This window comes from Sorangium sp. So ce124 (genome assembly GCF_051525235.1).
Lineage (GTDB): Bacteria > Myxococcota_A > Polyangia > Polyangiales > Polyangiaceae > Sorangium > Sorangium atrum.
Map to the genome: position 1 here is coordinate 11,319,537 of NZ_CP150312.1, position 17,649 is coordinate 11,337,185.

Genomic DNA, 17,649 nt, shown 5'->3' on the forward strand with positions numbered 1-17,649 from the left:
TCATCTCGTGGCCTTCGTCCGCGCCGCAGGCGCCTTCGCGGCTCCGCCGCTCTTCGCCTTCGCCCGCGCCGCAGGCGCCTTCGCTGCACCCCCGCCTTTAGCCCGCGCCGCAGGCGCCTTCGCGGCTCCGCCGCTCTTCGCCTTTACCGCCGCCGCAGGCGCCTTGGCGGCTCCGCCGCTCTTCGCCCGCGCCGCAGGCGCCTTCGGGGATCCATTCTTCCCGAAGCGCACCTCGAACGCGCCGGCGTCCTCCTCCATGAATCGGAGGAGCGCCTCCCCTTCCTCGGCGAGCTGCTCGCGCGCCGCCTTGCCAAGGGCCTCGAACGGATCGAGCACGAGCGCCGCCGTGGCCCTCTTCCGCTCGATCGTCCATGTGCCGGCCACGAACCCGTCCACGAGGAACGTCGGCAGGATCCGCAGGTTGGCGGACATGACGATCCGCGGGCGATGCTCGTCCGCGATGACCCGCGTGCGGTCGTCGTGCGCGAGAAGGAGGTTGTCGTAATCGGGGAGAAACCGGGCCGGCGCGGCGGTGTCCGCGGGCGGCCGCGGCGCGTCGGGCAGGTCGAAGAGCTCCCGGCCTCGCTCGTCGCGGAACACGCAGAGCTGCTCTCGCATGGCGTGGAGCACCTCCTTGACGCGGGTCAGGCCGGACCACGTTTGCACGTCGGTCGCTGTCGCCGGGCCGAACGACGCGAGATAACGCAGCACGAGCGCCTGCGGCGCGCCGCCGTCGCGGAGCGGTTTGCCGAGCCAGGACGCCGCCGGGGCGAAGTCCGCCGTTCCCGGGTATCCCCACGGGGTCTCGGCCGGCACCTGGACGACCGGCAGGTGCATGCGAACCGCGAGGGCCATGGCCCGCACGTCGCCGTCGGCGTGGAGCTCGGCCAGGTGATCGCGCAGCTCGTCCATGGTCCGCGGCTCCGCGTCGAAGTACGCGCGCGCCAGGGCGACCAGCCGAGCGATGTCGAGGGCGTCCGCGCGCTCGCGGAGGACAGACCGCATCCCGGCGTGGAGCACCGGCGCGATGATCGGGTGCAGATCCAGGTAGTCCCTTGCGCTCACGAGGTGCAGCGTGCCGCGCAGGAACGGCGCCCGGACGACCTCTCGGCGCACGACGAGCTGGACGAGCTGCTCGCGCCGGAACGCCGCGAGCCGGGACCAGAGCCCGATGAAAGGCGGCCGCGCCAGCTGGGCCTGGAGGGCGATCAGCCGCTCGATCCCGTGGACGACCGTGGTTTGCTCCCGCGCGAGCAGCATCTGCCGCGCGAGCGTGGCCCGGTTGAGGTCTCTTCGTGTCAGCGTCGGGACGGTCATGCAGCCCGCGAGCTTACGCGAAACGGGGCTCATCCTCTATGGGTCGCCTGCAGCTCCTGGCCAGAGCAGCAGGTCGCGAGCCTCACGTCTGGATTCAGGGGGCGAGGACGAACGAGAACAGCGCCTCCTCGTCTCGATTGGGTCAGAATCGATAGAGCACGTTGCCCTTGTCGCCAGAGACATAGATCGTCCCTGACGGGCCCACGGCGACGCTGCTCAACGCGTAGGTCGGCACCGTCCCCGTGACCGGCTCGAGCCCCACCTCGAGGTGCTTTTTCACGACCCAGGTGTGCCCCGTCGACGGGTCCACGCGCAGCAGGCGGCGCTTCCCGACCTCCACGACGAGCAGGGTGCCGTCCAGATCGACGGCCATGCCCTCCGGCTGATCCAGGCCGTCGGCCACCACGAGCGGCGGAGAGAGCGTCACGCCCCCCGCCGCCACCTGGAGGACCTGGCCCGTGGCCCAGTCTGCGGCCCAGAGGTCGCCTCCCGACACCGCGAGGCCCGAGGGCACGGTCATCGGCGCGAGCGTCACGGGGCCGCCTGCCGTCTGGCGGGCGACGCGCGCCGCGCCCGGCCCCGCGCCGAGCTCGGCCACCACGAGATCTCCCTGGAACCGGACCGCGTTGAGCGGCGAGACGAAGTTGCTGTACGTCTCGAGGACCGTCGCCGTCGCCGGGTCGTAGGTCTGGACCACGCTGCTGAACCACGCGGTCAAGATCAAATTCGAGCCGTCCGCAGACACCGTGGCAGGCGCGTGAAACTCCGATTGACCGAGGAACGACCGCTCGACGCCCAGCGGAGCGCCCGTGTCCCCATCGAACTTCCGCAGCGACGACAGATCGGCCACATAGACCGATTCGGCGCATCCTTCGGTCGTCACGGCCACGCCGCCGGGCATGATCATGCCGCCCTGCATGATCGTGCGCGTCTGGCCGTTCGGCTTGATCCGGACGATGAAGCCGTCGCTGGCGCTCGACACGTAGAGATTGCCCTGCGGGTCGAAGGCGAGGTTGTCGAGCCCCGGCGTGAGCTCCGCGATGACCTCCTTCTCGCCCGTCTCGATGTCGACCCGCACCACCTCGCCGTTCTGATCGACCACGTGGAGCCGGCCGAGCCCGTCGAACTTGGCCGCCGCAGGGATGAAGAAGCCGTCAGCGACCGTCTGGAGGTCGCACTCCACGTCCGGGTCGACAGCGCCAGTGCAGGAGTCCACATCGATGCTGATCACCCTGCCTTGCGTCCAGATCGGCCCGTACAACCTGCCGTCGGGCCCCCAGTCCATGCCGTTCAGGAAGCCGAGGTTGCTCGCGATGTGGCGCGGCGGAGCCGACAGCTCCGGATCGACCTCGTAGAGCCCGTCACCGAAGAAGTCGAGCGCCACGAAGAGCCGCCCCGTATCGGAGAACGTGATGGGGTTGACCCCCGGCGCGACGAACTGCTCGGTGATCGCGCCCGACGGCGCGTGCCTCACGACATTGCCAGGGATGAGCGAGGTCCAGTAGAGCGAGCCATCCGGGCCGAACGTGAGGTCGTCCGGGCCATCGATCCCGTCCGACGCGTCGAGCCGATCCACGATGGCTCCGCTGTTGCGGTTCACGATGGCGATCTCATTGCCAAGGAAGCTCGCGACGTACAGCCGACCATCCGGCCCCACATTCATCCCATTGGTGCCGTGCATCGGCGACCCCTCGGCGAGGATCGGCCGCTTCGCATGCGCGGGCGGCGAGGCTGCCAGGAGCACCGTGCCAGCGAGCACGAACGCAAAAAGCCTGTGCATAAGCTCTCCCTTCAGCGCCGCACCTGGACCGGCACACCCAAGGATCACGATGACGTCAGGCGCGAGACCAGCGCGACGGCGCGAACCTCCGGCGGACTTTGTAGTCACGCGGGGTTGTTCTTACGCTAACATAATCAGGAGGCTTACCCAAGCCCAAAATTCGTGCAATGGGTGCGGACGCGTCGACATCGCCGGCGCGGCCGGCGTCGTCGCGATCGTCGCCATCGTCGTCATCGTCAGTTCCTGGGTGGCCATCCCGCGTGGCGCGCGCCGCGTGACACCCGAGCCGGCGTGGTGGTATGCGTCGGAGTCGATGGCTGCCAGCATCTGCCTGCCTGCGTACAACGAAGTCCGCACCATCGAGGCGACCCTCACCGAGCTGTCGCGGCTCGGCCCCGAGGTGGACGAGATCCTCGTCTGTCTCAACGGGTGCACGGACGGCACCGAGCGTGTCGTCGAGGCGTTCCGGGAGCGGGAGCCGCGGCTCGCCGTCATCGAGAGCGAGCTCGGAAAGAACAACGCATGGAACGCCCTCGTGGCCCGGGCGCGCAACCGTCGCCTCGTGTTCACGGACGCGGACGTGCGCCCGGCCGAGGGCTCCATCTCGGCCCTGCTGCGCGCCCTGGAGCGCTCTCCGCACGCCGCCGTCGCCGCGGCCTTCGAGCAGCCGCGCGGGGCGCCGCCCCCGCCGCTCGGCACCGTCCTCCGCCTGCTGACGACCAGCCTCGGTCAGGACTACATCTCCGGTCGCCTCTATGCCATCGATCGCGATCGGCTGGGCGCGGTGATGGCCGATCGTGGGCTCCTGCCCGCCGGGACGCTCCCTCGGCTGCCCGTCGACCTCGTGACCGAGGACTCGTGGCTCACGGCGCTCGTCGCCGGCGACGCGCTGGTCGTGGTCCCCGAGGCGCCCATCCACTTCGAGGTGGACAGCATGGCCGACGTGGTCCGCGCGCTGGCGCGCAACGCCGCCGCGAGAGAGCAGCTCCGCTCGAGCTACCCGGAGCTCTACCGCCGCGACGGCGCCCGCCTGCTCTCGGCGCAGACGGCGGCGAAGATCCTCCTGGACCGGCTGAGATCGGCGCCGGGGCCCGGCGCGGTCACGCGCGGGCTCGGGGGAATGGCCCTCAGGGCCGCGATCCACCGCGTGCTCGGACAGCGGATCCGGGCGCAGCGCGATCGCATCCTGGCGGACGTCAGCGCCGGCCGCGGCGGGCGCGTCATGGCCACCTCCGGCCGCCTCCCGTCGAAGGGCGGCTGAGCGCCTGCCCCGGCTGGGCGCCTCTAGCGCGGCAGGCGGGTTAAACCCACCAGAAAAGAGCAGAGTTTCGAACCGCCAAGCGCACCAAGGACGCCAAGACGCCAGAATATTTTCTGCTCTTGGCGTCCTTGGCGCCTTGGCGTCTCATTTCACGTTCGCTCGACGTGAACGGCGTTCGTGCGGCTGAGCTCGTATCCCGCGAGCCTGCTCCCCGCGCTCAACACCGGACGTCAGACGCGCGGGCGGAACCAGTCGATCGTGCGATCGAGGCCCGAGTCGAGATCCACCACAGGGCGCCAGCCGAGCAGCTCCGTCGCCCGGGAGATGTCGGGCCTGCGCCGCTGGGGATCGTCGATGAGGCCATCGCTCATCGTCAGCTTCGCGCGCCCGCCGGTCTTGCGGATGATGAGCTCGGCGAGGTCCTGCATCCTCGTCTCGGCAGGATTCCCGAGGTTGACCGGCCCGGTCAGGTCCTTGGCGTTCATCACGCGGACCAGCCCCTCGATCAGGTCGCTGACGAAGCAGAACGAGCGCGTGCGGTGGCCTCCGCCGTACAGCTCCAGCGCCTCGCCGCGGAGCGCCTTCACAACGAAGTTGGCGATGACCCGGCCGTCGTTCCGGTCCATGTTCGGGCCATAGGTATTGAAAATGCGCACGATGACGGTATCGACGTTTCGGGTCTGGCGGTACTCCCAGAAGTACGTCTCCGCGACCCGCTTGCTCTCGTCGTAGCAGGCCCGCGGCCCGATGGGGTTGACGTTCCCCCAGTAGTCCTCGTGCTGCGGGTGGACGAGCGCGTCGCCATAGACCTCGGAGGTGGAGGCCTGCAGGACCCGGGCCCCCAGGTCCTGCGCCAGGCGGAGGACGTTGATCGCGCCGAACACGTTCGTGTTGAGCGTGTGCACCGGATCAGCCCGGTACTTCACGGGCGACGCCGCGCAGGCCATGTTGTAGATCTGCTCGACCTCGAAGCGGAACGGCTGGCTGACGTCACAGCGGTGCAGCTCGAACCGCGGGTTCTTCAGCAGCGGCGCGAGGTTCTCGTCACGCCCCGTCACCATGCTGTCGACGCAGATCACGTGGTGCCCGTCGGCCAGAAGCCGTGCGCAGAGGTGCGACCCGAGGAAACCAGCCCCACCCGTGACCAGGATTCGCTTGCTCGCACTCATCGGAAAAATACCTCCTTGACGCGCTGTTCGGTAAAGCTCGGGGCCGTGGCACCGTGATCGGTCGAAGGACCTCTACCATAGGAAATAGTAATTACAAAGACCGGATGACATCTGGAGGCGAGTTCCTTAATATGCCGAGCGTGCACCGCTCGCCTCGCTACCTGGGTTCGCTCGTCCGCGCAAAGCTCGCCCGCGAAGCGCGTCCGATCTGGGTGGATGTGTGTGTTACCAATCGATGTCATCTGAGCTGCGAGTACTGCTACGGCGACTACCACCACCGGCAGGACGACATCGGACAGCTCAAGGTCGAGCAGCTGTGCGCGATCGTGGACGAGGCGGCGGCGCTGGGGACGGCGGTCCTGACGCTCACGGGCGGCGAGCCGATGCTGCACAAATCCATTGGCCGCATCATCGAGCGGGCGGTGAGCCGAGGGATCTCGGTCGGAATGGTCACCAGCGGATTCCGCGTCAAGGAGCGCGTGGATGAGCTCGCGAACCTGAGCTCGATCGTCGTGAGCGTCGACGGTCCGGAGCCGATTAACGATCTGAACCGCGGTCAGGGGACCTTCGCCGTGGCCATGACGGCGCTCGAGGCGTGCCAGGCGCGCGGCATTCCGCGCATCGTGAAGGCGGTGCTGAACCGCCGGAACAAGGACCAGGTGCCCTGGCTCCTCGATCTGGCGGGCCGCTTCGGCGCGCGGCTCGAGGTCGTCATGAGCTACGCGCCGCAGTCCGATCGGCAGCTGCGCGTGCACGGCGACAACTCCCTCGACGCGGGCGAGCGGCAGGCCCTGGCCGACGCGCTGCTCGAGCAGAAGCGCCGGGGGGCGCCGATGGTCTTTCGCGAGCTCGTCTGGGAGAACATGGCGCGCTGGTGGCAACAACACGACGCGGATCGCGTCACCCGGGAGGAGCGGCGAGAGCGGTTCCCGTACCTCCCGTGCAGCGCGGGCAGGTACTACGCCTTCATCGACGGCGACGGCCGCATGTACCCGTGCAACCAGCGGCTCGCGGACTTCCCCGCCAGGAGCGTGCTCGAGGTCGGCGTCCGGGCCGCGTGGGAGCACCTGCGCGATCACGGCTGCTTCGCCTGCGCGGCGCCGTGGCTCAACCAGCAGCACCTCGTGAGCAGCGAGAAGCTCCTCGCGCGCAGCCTGGGGCGAGATCTGCTGGCGCGGGTCGCGCGTGCCTGAGCGGACGCTCGCCATCGTCGTGCTCGGCGGCTCCCGCGGGATCGGGCGGGCCATCGTCGCGCGCGCGCTCGCGGAGGGGCACCGGGTGTTCGCCGGCGCGCGGGACGAGCGGGCGCTCGTCGCATTGCAGCAGAGCGCAGCGCCCGAGGGCGCGGGCCGCCGGCTCGGCACGGGCGCGGTGGACGTCGGCGACGACGCTTCCCAGCGCGCCTTCTTCGGCGCGGCTCGCGCTTTTCTCGGGGGGATCGACGTCGTCGTCAACAACGCCGCCCGGGAGGGCTATGGGCGCCTCGACGAGATGGCGCTCGAGGACGTGGAGGCGATCGTCCGCACCAACCTCCTCGGCGTCATCCTCGGCTGCCGGCACGCGGCGCAGGCGATGGGGGGCGGCGGCCACATCATCAACGTCGGCTCCGAGGTCTCGTTCCGCGCCGTGCCCATGAAGAGCGTCTACTGCGCCACGAAGTTCGCCGTCCGCGGCCTCAGCGACGCGCTCGATCTCGAGCTCGCGCCCCGGGGGATCCGGGTCTCCCAGGTGCACCCCGGCTGGGTGGACACGGGCCTGCACGAGGACGAGCGGCGGCGCCGGGGCTCGGTGTCCCGGCCGCACGACGGCGGCGTCCCGGTGGACCGGGTCGCCGAGACCGTGGCCGCGCTCTGGCGCGAGCCGCGGGCGCAGGGCGGCGCTCCGCTGCGGCTCCGCCTCCGCAGCGTGGTGGGAGAGCTCTTTCCGGCGTGGGCGCGGTGGCGGACGCGCCGGGCGTTCGGGGAGCAGCTGAGAGAGGGCTGAGGCGAGACGGCAGGGCGGGGGACCGCCGCGACGCCGGACCGGAGACCACCAGGAGGTTTTCTTGACCGTTGCAACGACGTCCTTCGCTCAACGTGCAACCGCGCCGCCTCCTCCGGCGGATCCGGGCGCCCCCGTCGTCGTCGAGGGCCTCGACGCGGTGGGGGACGTGCTGCAGCGGGCGCGCGAGCGGGCGCAGGCCGTCGCGATCGCCTCGCGGGACCTCGAGTGGCTCGCGGAGCGCCTCGGCCTGTCCGAGCGGACGGCGGAGGGGCTCCCGGTGGTCCGGTTCGGCTCGGGCGAGCGGGGCGGCCTCGACGCCGCGGCCACCCGGGCCGTCGAGGTGCTCGTGGCCCTGTCGGTGCTGCTCGGAGGCGCGCCGCTGTGGCTGACGATCGCGCTGCTGATCCGCCTCGAGTCCCCGGGCGGGGCGTTCCACGTCGCTCCGCGCGCAGGGCTGCGCGGGAAGCCGTTCCTGTTCTTCAAGTACCGGACGATGCGGACGCGGCGCCGGGACGGCGAGGACAGGAGCGACGCCGCGCGGCTCTCGGTCATCCGCGGCGAGATCCCCGGCTTCGTGCGCGACGATGGGGTCGTCATCCCCAAGCACCCGAGGGATCCGCGCATCACGCGGCTGGGCGGCGTCCTGCGCTGGCTGTGCCTCGACGAGATCCCCCAGCTCCTCCACGTCCTCAAAGGCGACATGGCCCTGGTGGGGCCGAGGCCCTATCCGATGGCGGAGTACGACGCGCTCAAGGCGTGGCACCGCCTCCGCACCGACGGCCGCCCCGGGATCACGGGCCTGTGGCAGGTCGTGGCGCGCAACCAGGTGACCTTCGACCAGAGCGTCATCCTCGACATCTACTACCTGGCCAACGCCAGCTTCTGGGGCGACCTGAAGATCATGGCGATCACGCCGCTGCGCATGCTCTTCGGCGTGGGGAGCTACTGACGTGGTGCGCCGGGCGATCGACGACGCCGCGAGAGGCCCGCTCCTCGGCCGCTCAGGCGGCCCCGAGGTGGTCCCTGACGCGAAAGAGGACGATCACCTCGCCGGCCACGAGGCCGAGCGTGACCACGAGCTTCACCGCGGCCGCGCCGGCGGCGCCGTGCGCGGGCACCGCCCACAGGTCCCCGGCGGCGATGAGGAGCACGGTCGCCGTCCAGAGGGCCGCGTACGGGCGCTGCTGGCCCGCGGCGAACAGCATCGGGCCGATGGCGAGCTCCGGCACCATCCACACGAGCGCCGTGGTCAGGAGCTGCAGCGGCAGCACGGCGCTCGCGTAGTCGGGGCCGAACACGATCCGGACGAGCGGGCCGCCCATCCACCACACGACGGCGCTCATGAGCGCGCCCGCGGCCATGAGCCCGACGAAGGTGAGCGTGGCGAGGCGCCTGCGGGCGCTCGCGGAGCGGCTGGCGACGAAGGCGGGGAAGACCGCCGCGCGCACGACGCCCGGCAGCATCATGGCGCCGCCGATCATGCGCTGGACCGCGCTCATGTCGCCGACCGCGTGGGGGGTGCTCATCCAGCCCAGCATCAGGAGATCGAGCTGGAAGTAGAGGGGGCTGGCGAGCATCACCACAGCGAGCGGCCCGGCCTCGCGGAGGAAGCCCTGCGGCAGCGCCGCGCCCTCGCTGGACCACTGCCGGCGCTCGAGCAGCTGGGCGGCGAGGGCCAGGGCCAGCGTGAGGGCGACCAGGTGGCCCGCGACGAGGCTCCACGCCAGGCCGAGCGCGCCGAGCCCGGAGAGCAGCGCCCCCGTCCCCAGCCCGAAGGACGTGACCGCCATGGTGACCGCCACCATCACCTCGCGCTCCATCCGCTGGTGCCCGCGGAACACCTGGTTGAGCATCTCGACGAACGAGGCCATCAGCCACGCGGCCGTCAGCAGCCACACGAGCGTCCGGCGCGGCGAGGCCGCGCCCGCGAGGAGGCCGACCACGAGGCCGACGGCGCCGGCGGCCAGCGTCACGGCGAGCTTGAGGCGCACGAGCGGGCCGATGGGAGCGCCGGGATCGCGGGCCACCTCCCGCGCGATGAACAGGTGAAGGCCGAGGTCCGAGAGCTCGCCGAGCAGGAAGCCCACGGCGAAGGCGTAGCTGTAGTCGCCGAAGCCCGCCGGCCCCAGGTGCCGCGCGGCGACCACGGCGAGGAGCATGCGGACGCCGCGCGAGACGAGATCGCTCGCGGTCTTCAGCGCCATGCTGCCCGAGACGCTTCGCCTCGCCGGCGGCGGGGCGTCCTCGCGGGGCGCCGACGACGTCATGGATCGAGGAGATCCCTCACCGGAGGTCGCCGCGCGCGCATGCCGCTCCCCTATCGCCCCGATCGCGGTGCGGTTCAACTTCCCGGCAGCAGTCACGTGAAGCGGCAGGGCGCCGCGCGCCGTGCGTGAAGGATCGAATCCAGGAGAGGACCACGTGAAGACAAGCACGGATGGCAACGTTTCGTTGGTGCAGCTCAGGCGAAAGGAGTCGCTGGTCTCGGCGGACATCGAGCCGCCGGAGATCCTGCTCGAGCGAGCCCTCGCCCTGGCCGTGCCGGCCGCGCGCCCGGCCGCCGCGCCGCGGCCCCACGGCCAGACGCGAGCGCTCACGCGCCGCGGCGTGCTGTGGCTCGGGCAGACGTGCAACCTGCGCTGCCACTTCTGCTACTTCCTCGATCGGATCGAGGACAAGGAGCACCCCGAGCACCCGTTCATGTCGCTGGAGAAGGCGCAGGAGATCTGCCGGACCCTCGTCGAGTTCTACGGGAACGACGCGATCGACATCCAGGGCGGCGAGCCGACCATCTGGCGCGACATCCATGCGCTGATCCGGTACTGCGCCGGGATCGGCCTCGCGCCGACGCTCATCACGAACGCGCTGGTGCTCGACAAGCGCGACAAGGCGCAGCAGTTCAAGGACTCCGGCGTCGCCGACTTCCTTGTCAGCGTCCAGGGGCTCGGGAAGGCGCACGACGCGGCCGTGGGCGTGAGCGGCGCGCACGTGCGCCAGATGCGCGCGCTGAACCACCTCATCGCGCTCGACGTGCCGTTCCGCGTGAACTGCGTGATGTCCAAGCTCGCGGTGCCGCAGCTGCCGGCGATCGCGAAGCTGTCGGTGGAGCTGGGGGCGCGCGCCGTCAACTTCCTCGCCTTCAACCCCTTCGCGGATCAGCGCAAGGAGGGCGCACGCACCGCGGAGAACGTGCCTCGTTATGGCGATCTGCGGGGCCCGCTCGACGAGGCCCTGGACGTGCTCGCGCAGGCCGGCGTGGAGGCGAACGTCCGGTACCTGCCCCACTGCATCGTCCCCGAGCGCCACTGGCCGTCGGTGTACAACTACCAGCAGCTCTCGTACGACCCGCACGAGTGGGATTTCGCGAGCTGGACGTGGACCAACAAGGGCCCGCAGCGGATGCGGGCCGGCGCCGTGTCGCCGCCCGTCCCGCTCGGCGCGCGGCCGCGCCTCGGCCGGCTCCGGCAGCCGCTCCTCCGCCTGGCGGACGCGATCGACCTCCGGGGCCGGATGCTCCGCGCCGACACGAACCCGCGGCTCGGCCCCGTGATGAGGAAGCTGGAAGGGCTGTCCTACAGGCTCCTCCGCCGCCGCGGGGATCGCGATGAGGCCTACCGCCACGACGCGCTGAACCGCGTCGAGCACAACGGCTACCAGAAGGGCGCGGGGTGCCAGCGGTGCGCGCTGCGCGACATCTGCGACGGGTTCCACGGCGACTACGTCGCGATGTTCGGCACCGACGAGGCGCGGCCCGTCCTCGATCGCGAGCCGGTCACCGATCCTCGCGCGTTCATCAGCGCGCAGGACAAGGTGGCGCCGGCCAGGGGCGAGGCATGACCGTCGCTGCGCCCTCGAGCGCGCCCCGGGTCGACGTCCTCGGCGTCCCCGTCACGCGGCTCTCCTTCGAGCAGCTGCTGCGCCGCCTGGACGAGGCGCTGCAGGCGGAGCGCGCCAGGCCCGACTACTACACCTACGTCAACGCGTACTGCGCCACGCTGGCGGCGCGCGAGTCGCCGTACCGCGCCTCGGTGTCCCAGGCCGACGTCGTGTACGCCGACGGCATCGGGGTGGTCTGGGCGGCGCGGCTGCTGGGCGGGCCGTGCCCGGAGCGGATCAACGTGGGCCCGGTCGAGCTGGGCCGGATCGCGGACCTCTGCGCCGAGCGCGGGGCCTCGGTCTTCCTGCTCGGCGGCGCGCCCGGGATCGCCGACGATGTCGCGCGCCGCCTGGCCGCGGAGCGCCCGGGGCTCCGGATCGCCGGCGTTCACCACGGGTACTTCGCCCCCGAGGAAGAGGCGGCGGTGGTCCGGGAGATCAACGGCTCGGGCGCCGCCTTGCTCATCGTCGGCCTCGGCCCGCCTAAGCAGGAGCTCTGGGTGAGCCAGCACCTCGGGGCGCTCCAGGTGCGCGCCACCTGGTGTATGGGAGGGCTTCTGGATCAGGTGGCGGGCGCCGTCGCGTACCCGCCCGAGTGGGTGCGCCGGAACCACGTCCAGTGGCTCTACCGCCTGGCGGTCGAGCCGCGGCGGCTCTGGCGGCGGTACCTGCTCGGCATCCCGGAGTTCATCGGCCGCGTCGTACACCAGCGCCTTCGTCCGGAGAGACAAGCATGAGCGACCAGCGACCCTTCATCCCCATGGTCTTGCCGCAGGTGGACGAGCCGGACGCGATCGCGGCGCAGATCGCCGACGTCCTTCGCTCGGGGCGGCTGAGCAACGGCGGCCCGCTCGCGGAGGGCTTCGAGCGGGCGATCGCGGCGTTCCTCGGCGTCGAGGAGGCCGTGGCCGTATCGAACGGCGCCGTCGCGATCAGCCTCGCCATCGAGGCCGCGGCGGTGCGGCGGGGCAAGGCGATCCTCCCGGCCTTCACCTTCATCGCGACGCTCAACGCCGCGGTGCACGCGGGCTTCGAGCCGGTCTTCTGCGACGTCGACCCGGAGACCTGGACGCTGGATCCGGGGCACCTGCGCCGCCTGCTCGCGGAGCACGGCGCCACGCTGGTCCTCCCGGTCAACGTGTTCGGCGTCCCGCCCGATCTGGCCGCCATCGCGCGCGAGGCCCGCGGCGCGGGCGCGGCCGTGATCTACGACAACGCGCACGGCATGGGCACCGAGACGGCGAGCCGGGAGGCCGAGGCGCTCCTCACCGCGACGACCTACTCGCTGCACGCCACCAAGGTCCTCGTGGCCGCGGAGGGCGGCGTGGTCGTCTCCCCGGACCGGGAGGTCAGCGCGGCGATGCGCCGGCTGCGCAACCACGGGCTCACGCAGCCGCTCTCGGCGTCGGTCCCGGGGATGAACGCCAAGCTGGACGAGCTGCGCGCCGCCCTGGCGCTCGCGTCGCTCCGCCGGCTCCCGGAGGCGCTGGCCCGCAGGCGGACGTACCTCGACCGGCTGCGCGCGGCCCTGTCCCGGCACCCGCAGGTGTACCGCGCCCAGCGCATCCCGCCGGGCGTGAACCCCAACGGGCAGAACCTCGGGGTCGGGTTGATCGACGCCCCGATCGACGACGCCATCGCGGCCTTCGCGCGGCGCGGCGTCGAGGCGCGCCGGTACTTCTACCCGCCTCTGCACGCGCTGGACTGCTTCCCCGCGGGCGTCGCCCTCCCGAACACGGACCGGCTCTGCGCGGGCCAGGTCTGCCTGCCCCTGCACGGCCGGATGAGCGAGGAGACGCTCGAGCGCGTCGAGGCCGCCATCCACGGCGTCGCGGAGGAGCTGGAGGCGCGGCGGCTGCTCGCGCGCTCCTCGATGCCCGCCCTCCTGGGCGCGACGTAGGGGCGGCTCCAGGGATCCGACGCCATGCGCATGGAAGGAGCGTGGGACCGCCTGAGCACCGCGGCCGGCGTGATCGGGCTCATGGCCTTCGCCGTCGCTGCGTTCACCCCGGCGGCCGCGCCGCTCGATCGCTGGATGGCGTCGGCGCCCGACGCCGGGCAGGCCGACGCCGTGGTCGTCCTCGGCGCGGACGTCGATCCGGACGGGCGGCTCCCCGAGGATTCCCTCCGGCGCGCCGTCGAGGGCGTCGCGCTGTACCGCGGGGGGCGAGCGCCGCTCGTTCTGATGCTCGGCAGCCGCAACGGGCCGGCCAGCGAGGCCGAGTCGCGCGCGCGCCTCGCGCAGGGCCTCGGCGTCCCCGCGCCGGCCCTGCTCACGGAGCCGCGCGGGCTGACGACCGCGGTGGAAGCCCAGCGCAGCGCGGAGCTCCTGCTGCCCAGGGGCGCAAGGAGGATCCTGCTCGTCACCGGCGCGCACCGCATCGTGCGCGCGCGCCGGCTCTTCGAGCGCGCGGGCTTCGAGGTCCTCGCCGCGCCCGTCCCGGAGGGGTCGCCGGCGTCGAACATCCCGGGGGAGCGCCTCTCGGCGATCGGCCGGCTGCTCCAGGAGCTCGCGGCGCGCGCGCTGTCGCGGCTCCGCGGGGAGGTGTAGCGGTGTCGGACGCGCTCTACATCCTTGGCGTCGTCGCGGCCACGTCCTGCGTGGTCTATGCGGCGGGGCGCCGCCGGGGCATGCGCGCCGGGCTCCTCCCGCCCGCGCTCCGGCGCGCGATCCGCTGCGTGGGCGTGTGCCTCCTGTTCTGGGGCGGCAACGTCGCCGTCGGGGCGGCGGTGGCCCTGCTCGTGCGCGGCCTGGGGCTCGGGTTCATCTGGCTTTACGTCAACACCGACGTCTCCGTCCTCGTCCTCTCCGCGCTCCAGGCGCTCGCCTTCGAGTCGTGGCGCACCGAGCACGAGCACGAGCGCGAGCGCACGGCCGGCGCCTCGCGCGCCGACGATCCCCCCGGATGCCCGGCCGCGCCGGGGCCGGCACACGATCCCCCGCATGGGGCAAAAGGAGTGAAGCGATGAGCACTGCAGCCGTGGAGGAGCGTCCGGTCTCGAGCCGGTGGAGCGACAGGGCGCTGCGCCAGACGGCCGGCTACTACGGGCTCTTCATCTGTCTGGGCCTCATCACGGCGATCACCGGGCCGACCCTGCCGGATCTGGCGCGGCAGACGGGATCGAGCGTAGGGGACATGGGCTCGCTGTTCCTCGGCGGGGGGGTTGGTTACACGCTCGGTACGCTCTGGGGAGGCAAGCTGTTCGATCGCGTGCACGGGCACACCCTGCTCGGGGGAGCGCACCTGGTCGCTGCAGCGTGCCTCGCTATCATCCCGGCCGTCCCGTGGTTATGGCTGCTCGTGGTCCTGGCGTTCTGCCGGGGTCTCGCGGAGGGGTTTGTCAACACGGGCGCGAACGCGCTGCTCCTCTGGACGCACGGGGAGAAGGTCAGCCCCTTCATGAACGGGCTTCACTTCTGCTTCGGGCTGGGCGCGTTCGTGTCGCCGCTCCTCGTCGCGCGCGTCCCGGGGGCCTGGGGCGGTTACCACGCGGCGTACTGGGCCGTGGCCGCCTTCTCGGCCCTCGTCGCCCTGGGCGTGCTCTCGATGCGGCACTGCCCCGAGCCCCGGGAAAAGGGCGGGAAGGACGCCGCGGCGAAGGGCGCGGATCGCTCGCTGCACCTCCTCCCGGTGCTCGTCGCGGTGCTGTACCTGTTCGCCTACGTCGGCGGGGAGATCTCGTTCGGGAGCTGGATCTACACCTATTCCCTCACGCTGGGCGTCGTCTCGGCGACCGGGGCCGCGTACCTGACCTCGGGGTTCTGGCTCTCGTTCACGATCGGGAGGCTGCTCTCGATCCCGGTGGCGATCCGCTTCACGCCGCGCCAGGTCATCCCCGTGGGGCTGGGCGGCTGTCTGGTGCTGTCCGCGATGATGCTGCTCCTGCCGCCCTCGAGCGCGCTCCTGTGGGGTGTCGCGCTCGGGCTCGGGCTCTTCATGGCGCCGCTCTGGCCCAGCGGCTTCACGCTCGCGGGGCAGATCGTGCCCATGACGGCGTTCGTGACCGGGCTCGTGCTGGTCGGCGACAGCCTAGGCGGCATGGTCCTCCCGGCCCTCACCGGAAAGCTGATCGAGGGGGTGGGCCTGGAGAGGCTGGCCTACTCGCTGCCGATGCTCGTGTTCGGCAGCCTCGTTGTTTGTGCCTTTTCTTATCTCTGTCTGCTCGCCCTCGACAGCAAGCGAGCAGGGGAGGCGCCCGCGGCGAGCGCCGCGCGCGACGGCGCTCCGCCGTGAGGCGGCTGCCGCGGCCTGCTGCAGGGGTCTTCTCCGGTCTACCAGCTTCCGGGAGCCTCTTGCGCGGGCTCTCCGCCCTGAAGCTCATCGCGGAGCGGATACCAGGCTGGTGGGCCCTTCTTCAGGAGGTTCACCGTCTCCTCGTAGCGCCCCTTCGTGGTGCGGTGGATGAGCCCCGCAAGCTCGTGCGTCAGGTCCGCCGGGCAGTCGACGTGCTCAAGGTAATCGAGGATATCGCCGAGCTCGACGTCCTTGAGCGGAGGGATCGTCCGGACGCGGAACTTCGCGTTCCGGAAGTTGGAATCTGCCTCGAACGCCGAGAGCTTGCTGCCGAGCCGAGGGATCTTCGAGGACTCAATCTCGAGCGCCACGGTGGCGATGACCCGCAGCTCATCCGGACAGATTGAGGCGATCTCATTGCGGACGAACTTGAGCCACTCCGTGACGTGCTCGGGGCTGAGCTCAGGCTGACGCAGCGGGGGCGCACCGAACACGCCCCAGTCGAGCCAGAGGATGGGAACGGCACCGCCGATGCGCCGCGGCGCGTGGGCGCGGAGCACGTGCTGGAGCGGGGCGGTGGCCTCGTGGCGGAGCTGGAGCCTGAGCCCGTGCGCGAGGTTCGTGGCGAGATCCCGGGGCGTTCGCTGCTCAGGGAACCTCAGCGCGATGTGCCGGATGTGCATCCGCTCGCCGGCGTCGCTCTCGACGCGGGCGATGATCTGGCCCGGCAGCCGCTCCAGCGAGTTGCCCGGCGACCCATAGGCGAGCGCCGCGATCACCCGCCGCCGCGGGTCGCGGGCCAGATCGGAGATATAGCCAAATACCCGGCTGCGCTGCTCCTCCCTGTCGAGCCATTCTGGGGGGAAGTAGGGCAGCCGATCCGCCGCCGAGGACCGGAGCGTCGTGAAGGCGCTGTAATGCGTGTGGACCACGGGGGTGATCCAGGCAAATCCCTCGGTGGACGCTCGCCCCCCGAGCTGGTGCAGGGCGGCGACCGGATCGAGCCCCTCGCGCAGCCACGCCCCGAGCCACTGCACCGCGAAGCGCGAAGCGATCTCGGACCACGCGGTCGTCGCGTTGGCGATCACGACGGGCACGTCGGGCAGGAGCTGCGCCCCGGCCGAGTGCCAGCCCGCCTGCCCGGTCTGGCAGCCGTTCAAGAAGACCACGCGCGGCGGGCTCGCGCGGATGAGCCGCGCGAGATCGCGCATGAGCGTCGGCTCGGGGTGGCCCTCGCCGAGCTGGAGCGCGAGCTGGCCGTCGGCGACGGCGCCGTGGCCGTAGAAGTAAACCACGTCCGGCCGCATCCCTCGCAGCGCGCGCTCGATCTGCGCCGGCGTCTTCACCACGAGGAAGCGCGGCGACGCCGCGTGCCCGGGCGAGAGGCTCTCGAACAGCAGGCCGAGATCCCGGAGGTGCGCGGCGGTGCCGATGGGAGCTGTGCCGGCGATCTCCGGGGCGATGACCAGGATCGAGCCCGGGGCCTGGAAGTGGACGGCGGGCTCCGAGTCGAGCTCGAAGCACACCTCGAAGGTCCACCCCTCGTCGAGCAGCAGGCGGCCGGTCCACATCGCCGCGCGCCAGGGCAGCCCTTGCAGCAACGGATCACGGCTGCAGATCCGTACGCGCAGCGGGAAGCGGCAGGGGTCGGGCCTCGGCTTCGGCTCGGGCTGCCGGAAGGCCGCGCGGAGCACCGGTACCCACTGCTCCTCCGCGCCGAAGAGCGCCTCGAACAGGGCCGCGCCGGCCTGATCGAGCTGTCTGCCGGTGAGGCTCGCGTCGAGCTCGGCTCTGTCGCCGCGGGCGAGCACGCCGTGCAGGGCGGCGAGGCCGCGCGCGTCGCCGGCGCGATAGGAATCGCCGATGGCGGCGAAGGGGCTCGCGTGGGTCGCGACCTCGCCCTGGGCGGGGACGACGTAGGTGCGGACCAGGTCACGACCTTTCCGGGCGAGATCGATGGTGAGTGTCAAGCGCTCGTCTTGACGCGGCATGCAGCCTCCAGGGGGATTGTACCCGAGCTGCGCTCGG

At 71.6% G+C, this 17,649-nt stretch carries 15 protein-coding genes; 10 read left to right on the forward strand and 5 right to left on the reverse strand.

Translation table 11 applies throughout. The features are described 5' to 3' along the window. Both WMF19_RS42525 and WMF19_RS42530 read right to left on the reverse strand, forming a co-directional pair. Entirely contained in the window at positions 1–1,317 is a 1,317-nt protein-coding gene (locus tag WMF19_RS42525; RefSeq protein ID WP_437895594.1) for a winged helix DNA-binding domain-containing protein, read from the reverse strand. Positions 1,318–1,459: 142 nt separating this feature from the next. Next, positions 1,460–3,097 carry a hypothetical protein gene (locus WMF19_RS42530; protein WP_437895595.1) on the reverse strand — a complete coding sequence of 546 codons (1,638 nt, stop codon included), beginning with the start codon at positions 3,095–3,097 and terminating at the stop codon, positions 1,460–1,462. Positions 3,098–3,410: 313 nt separating this feature from the next. Here WMF19_RS42530 and WMF19_RS42535 point away from each other — a divergent pair, with 313 nt between their 5' ends. Continuing rightward, positions 3,411–4,358: a glycosyltransferase family 2 protein gene (locus WMF19_RS42535; protein WP_437895596.1), complete on the forward strand. Its 948-nt coding sequence runs from the start codon at positions 3,411–3,413 to the stop codon at positions 4,356–4,358. 230 nt (positions 4,359–4,588) lie between these two features. On the opposite strand, the gene WMF19_RS42540 is transcribed toward WMF19_RS42535, so the two are convergent. Then, positions 4,589–5,527 carry a UDP-glucuronic acid decarboxylase family protein gene (locus tag WMF19_RS42540; RefSeq protein WP_437895597.1) on the reverse strand — a complete coding sequence of 313 codons (939 nt, stop codon included), beginning with the start codon at positions 5,525–5,527 and terminating at the stop codon, positions 4,589–4,591. Positions 5,528–5,667: 140 nt separating this feature from the next. Here WMF19_RS42540 and WMF19_RS42545 point away from each other — a divergent pair, with 140 nt between their 5' ends. The 3 genes from WMF19_RS42545 (at position 5,668) to WMF19_RS42555 (ending at position 8,459) form a co-directional block, all read left to right on the forward strand. Further along, a complete protein-coding gene (locus WMF19_RS42545; RefSeq protein ID WP_437895598.1) occupies positions 5,668–6,720 on the forward strand; it encodes a radical SAM protein in 1,053 nt (350 codons plus the stop codon). Then, a complete protein-coding gene (locus tag WMF19_RS42550) occupies positions 6,713–7,510 on the forward strand; it encodes an SDR family NAD(P)-dependent oxidoreductase (RefSeq protein WP_437895599.1) in 798 nt (265 codons plus the stop codon). Before WMF19_RS42545 ends, WMF19_RS42550 begins: the two co-directional genes overlap by 8 nt. Before the next feature lie 61 nt (positions 7,511–7,571). Further along, positions 7,572–8,459, forward strand: a complete 888-nt coding sequence (locus WMF19_RS42555) for a sugar transferase (protein WP_437324548.1) — start codon at positions 7,572–7,574, stop codon at positions 8,457–8,459. A 52-nt stretch (positions 8,460–8,511) separates the two neighbouring features. On the opposite strand, the gene WMF19_RS42560 is transcribed toward WMF19_RS42555, so the two are convergent. Then, on the reverse strand, positions 8,512–9,777 hold the full coding sequence (locus tag WMF19_RS42560; RefSeq protein WP_437895600.1) for an oligosaccharide flippase family protein: 1,266 nt from the start codon (positions 9,775–9,777) through the stop codon (positions 8,512–8,514). A 154-nt stretch (positions 9,778–9,931) separates the two neighbouring features. Between WMF19_RS42560 and WMF19_RS42565 the strand changes: the two genes are divergently transcribed. From WMF19_RS42565 to WMF19_RS42590, 6 genes are read left to right on the forward strand one after another with little or no spacing between them, the layout of a single operon-like run. Next, positions 9,932–11,347, forward strand: a complete 1,416-nt coding sequence (locus tag WMF19_RS42565; protein ID WP_437895601.1) for a radical SAM protein — start codon at positions 9,932–9,934, stop codon at positions 11,345–11,347. Continuing rightward, positions 11,344–12,123 carry a WecB/TagA/CpsF family glycosyltransferase gene (locus WMF19_RS42570; protein WP_437895602.1) on the forward strand — a complete coding sequence of 260 codons (780 nt, stop codon included), beginning with the start codon at positions 11,344–11,346 and terminating at the stop codon, positions 12,121–12,123. Before WMF19_RS42565 ends, WMF19_RS42570 begins: the two co-directional genes overlap by 4 nt. Continuing rightward, positions 12,120–13,286 carry a DegT/DnrJ/EryC1/StrS family aminotransferase gene (locus WMF19_RS42575; RefSeq protein ID WP_437895603.1) on the forward strand — a complete coding sequence of 389 codons (1,167 nt, stop codon included), beginning with the start codon at positions 12,120–12,122 and terminating at the stop codon, positions 13,284–13,286. The genes WMF19_RS42570 and WMF19_RS42575 overlap by 4 nt, the downstream gene beginning before the upstream one ends. 24 nt (positions 13,287–13,310) lie before the next feature. After that, positions 13,311–13,937: a YdcF family protein gene (locus WMF19_RS42580; RefSeq protein WP_437895604.1), complete on the forward strand. Its 627-nt coding sequence runs from the start codon at positions 13,311–13,313 to the stop codon at positions 13,935–13,937. A gap of 2 nt (positions 13,938–13,939) precedes the next feature. Further along, complete coding sequence (locus WMF19_RS42585) at positions 13,940–14,356, forward strand: hypothetical protein (RefSeq protein WP_437895605.1); 417 nt, start codon at positions 13,940–13,942, stop codon at positions 14,354–14,356. After that, complete coding sequence (locus tag WMF19_RS42590; protein WP_437895606.1) at positions 14,353–15,621, forward strand: MFS transporter; 1,269 nt, start codon at positions 14,353–14,355, stop codon at positions 15,619–15,621. The genes WMF19_RS42585 and WMF19_RS42590 overlap by 4 nt, the downstream gene beginning before the upstream one ends. A gap of 38 nt (positions 15,622–15,659) precedes the next feature. On the opposite strand, the gene WMF19_RS42595 is transcribed toward WMF19_RS42590, so the two are convergent. After that, entirely contained in the window at positions 15,660–17,591 is a 1,932-nt protein-coding gene (locus WMF19_RS42595) for a hypothetical protein (protein ID WP_437895607.1), read from the reverse strand. Positions 17,592–17,649 lie beyond the last annotated feature (58 nt).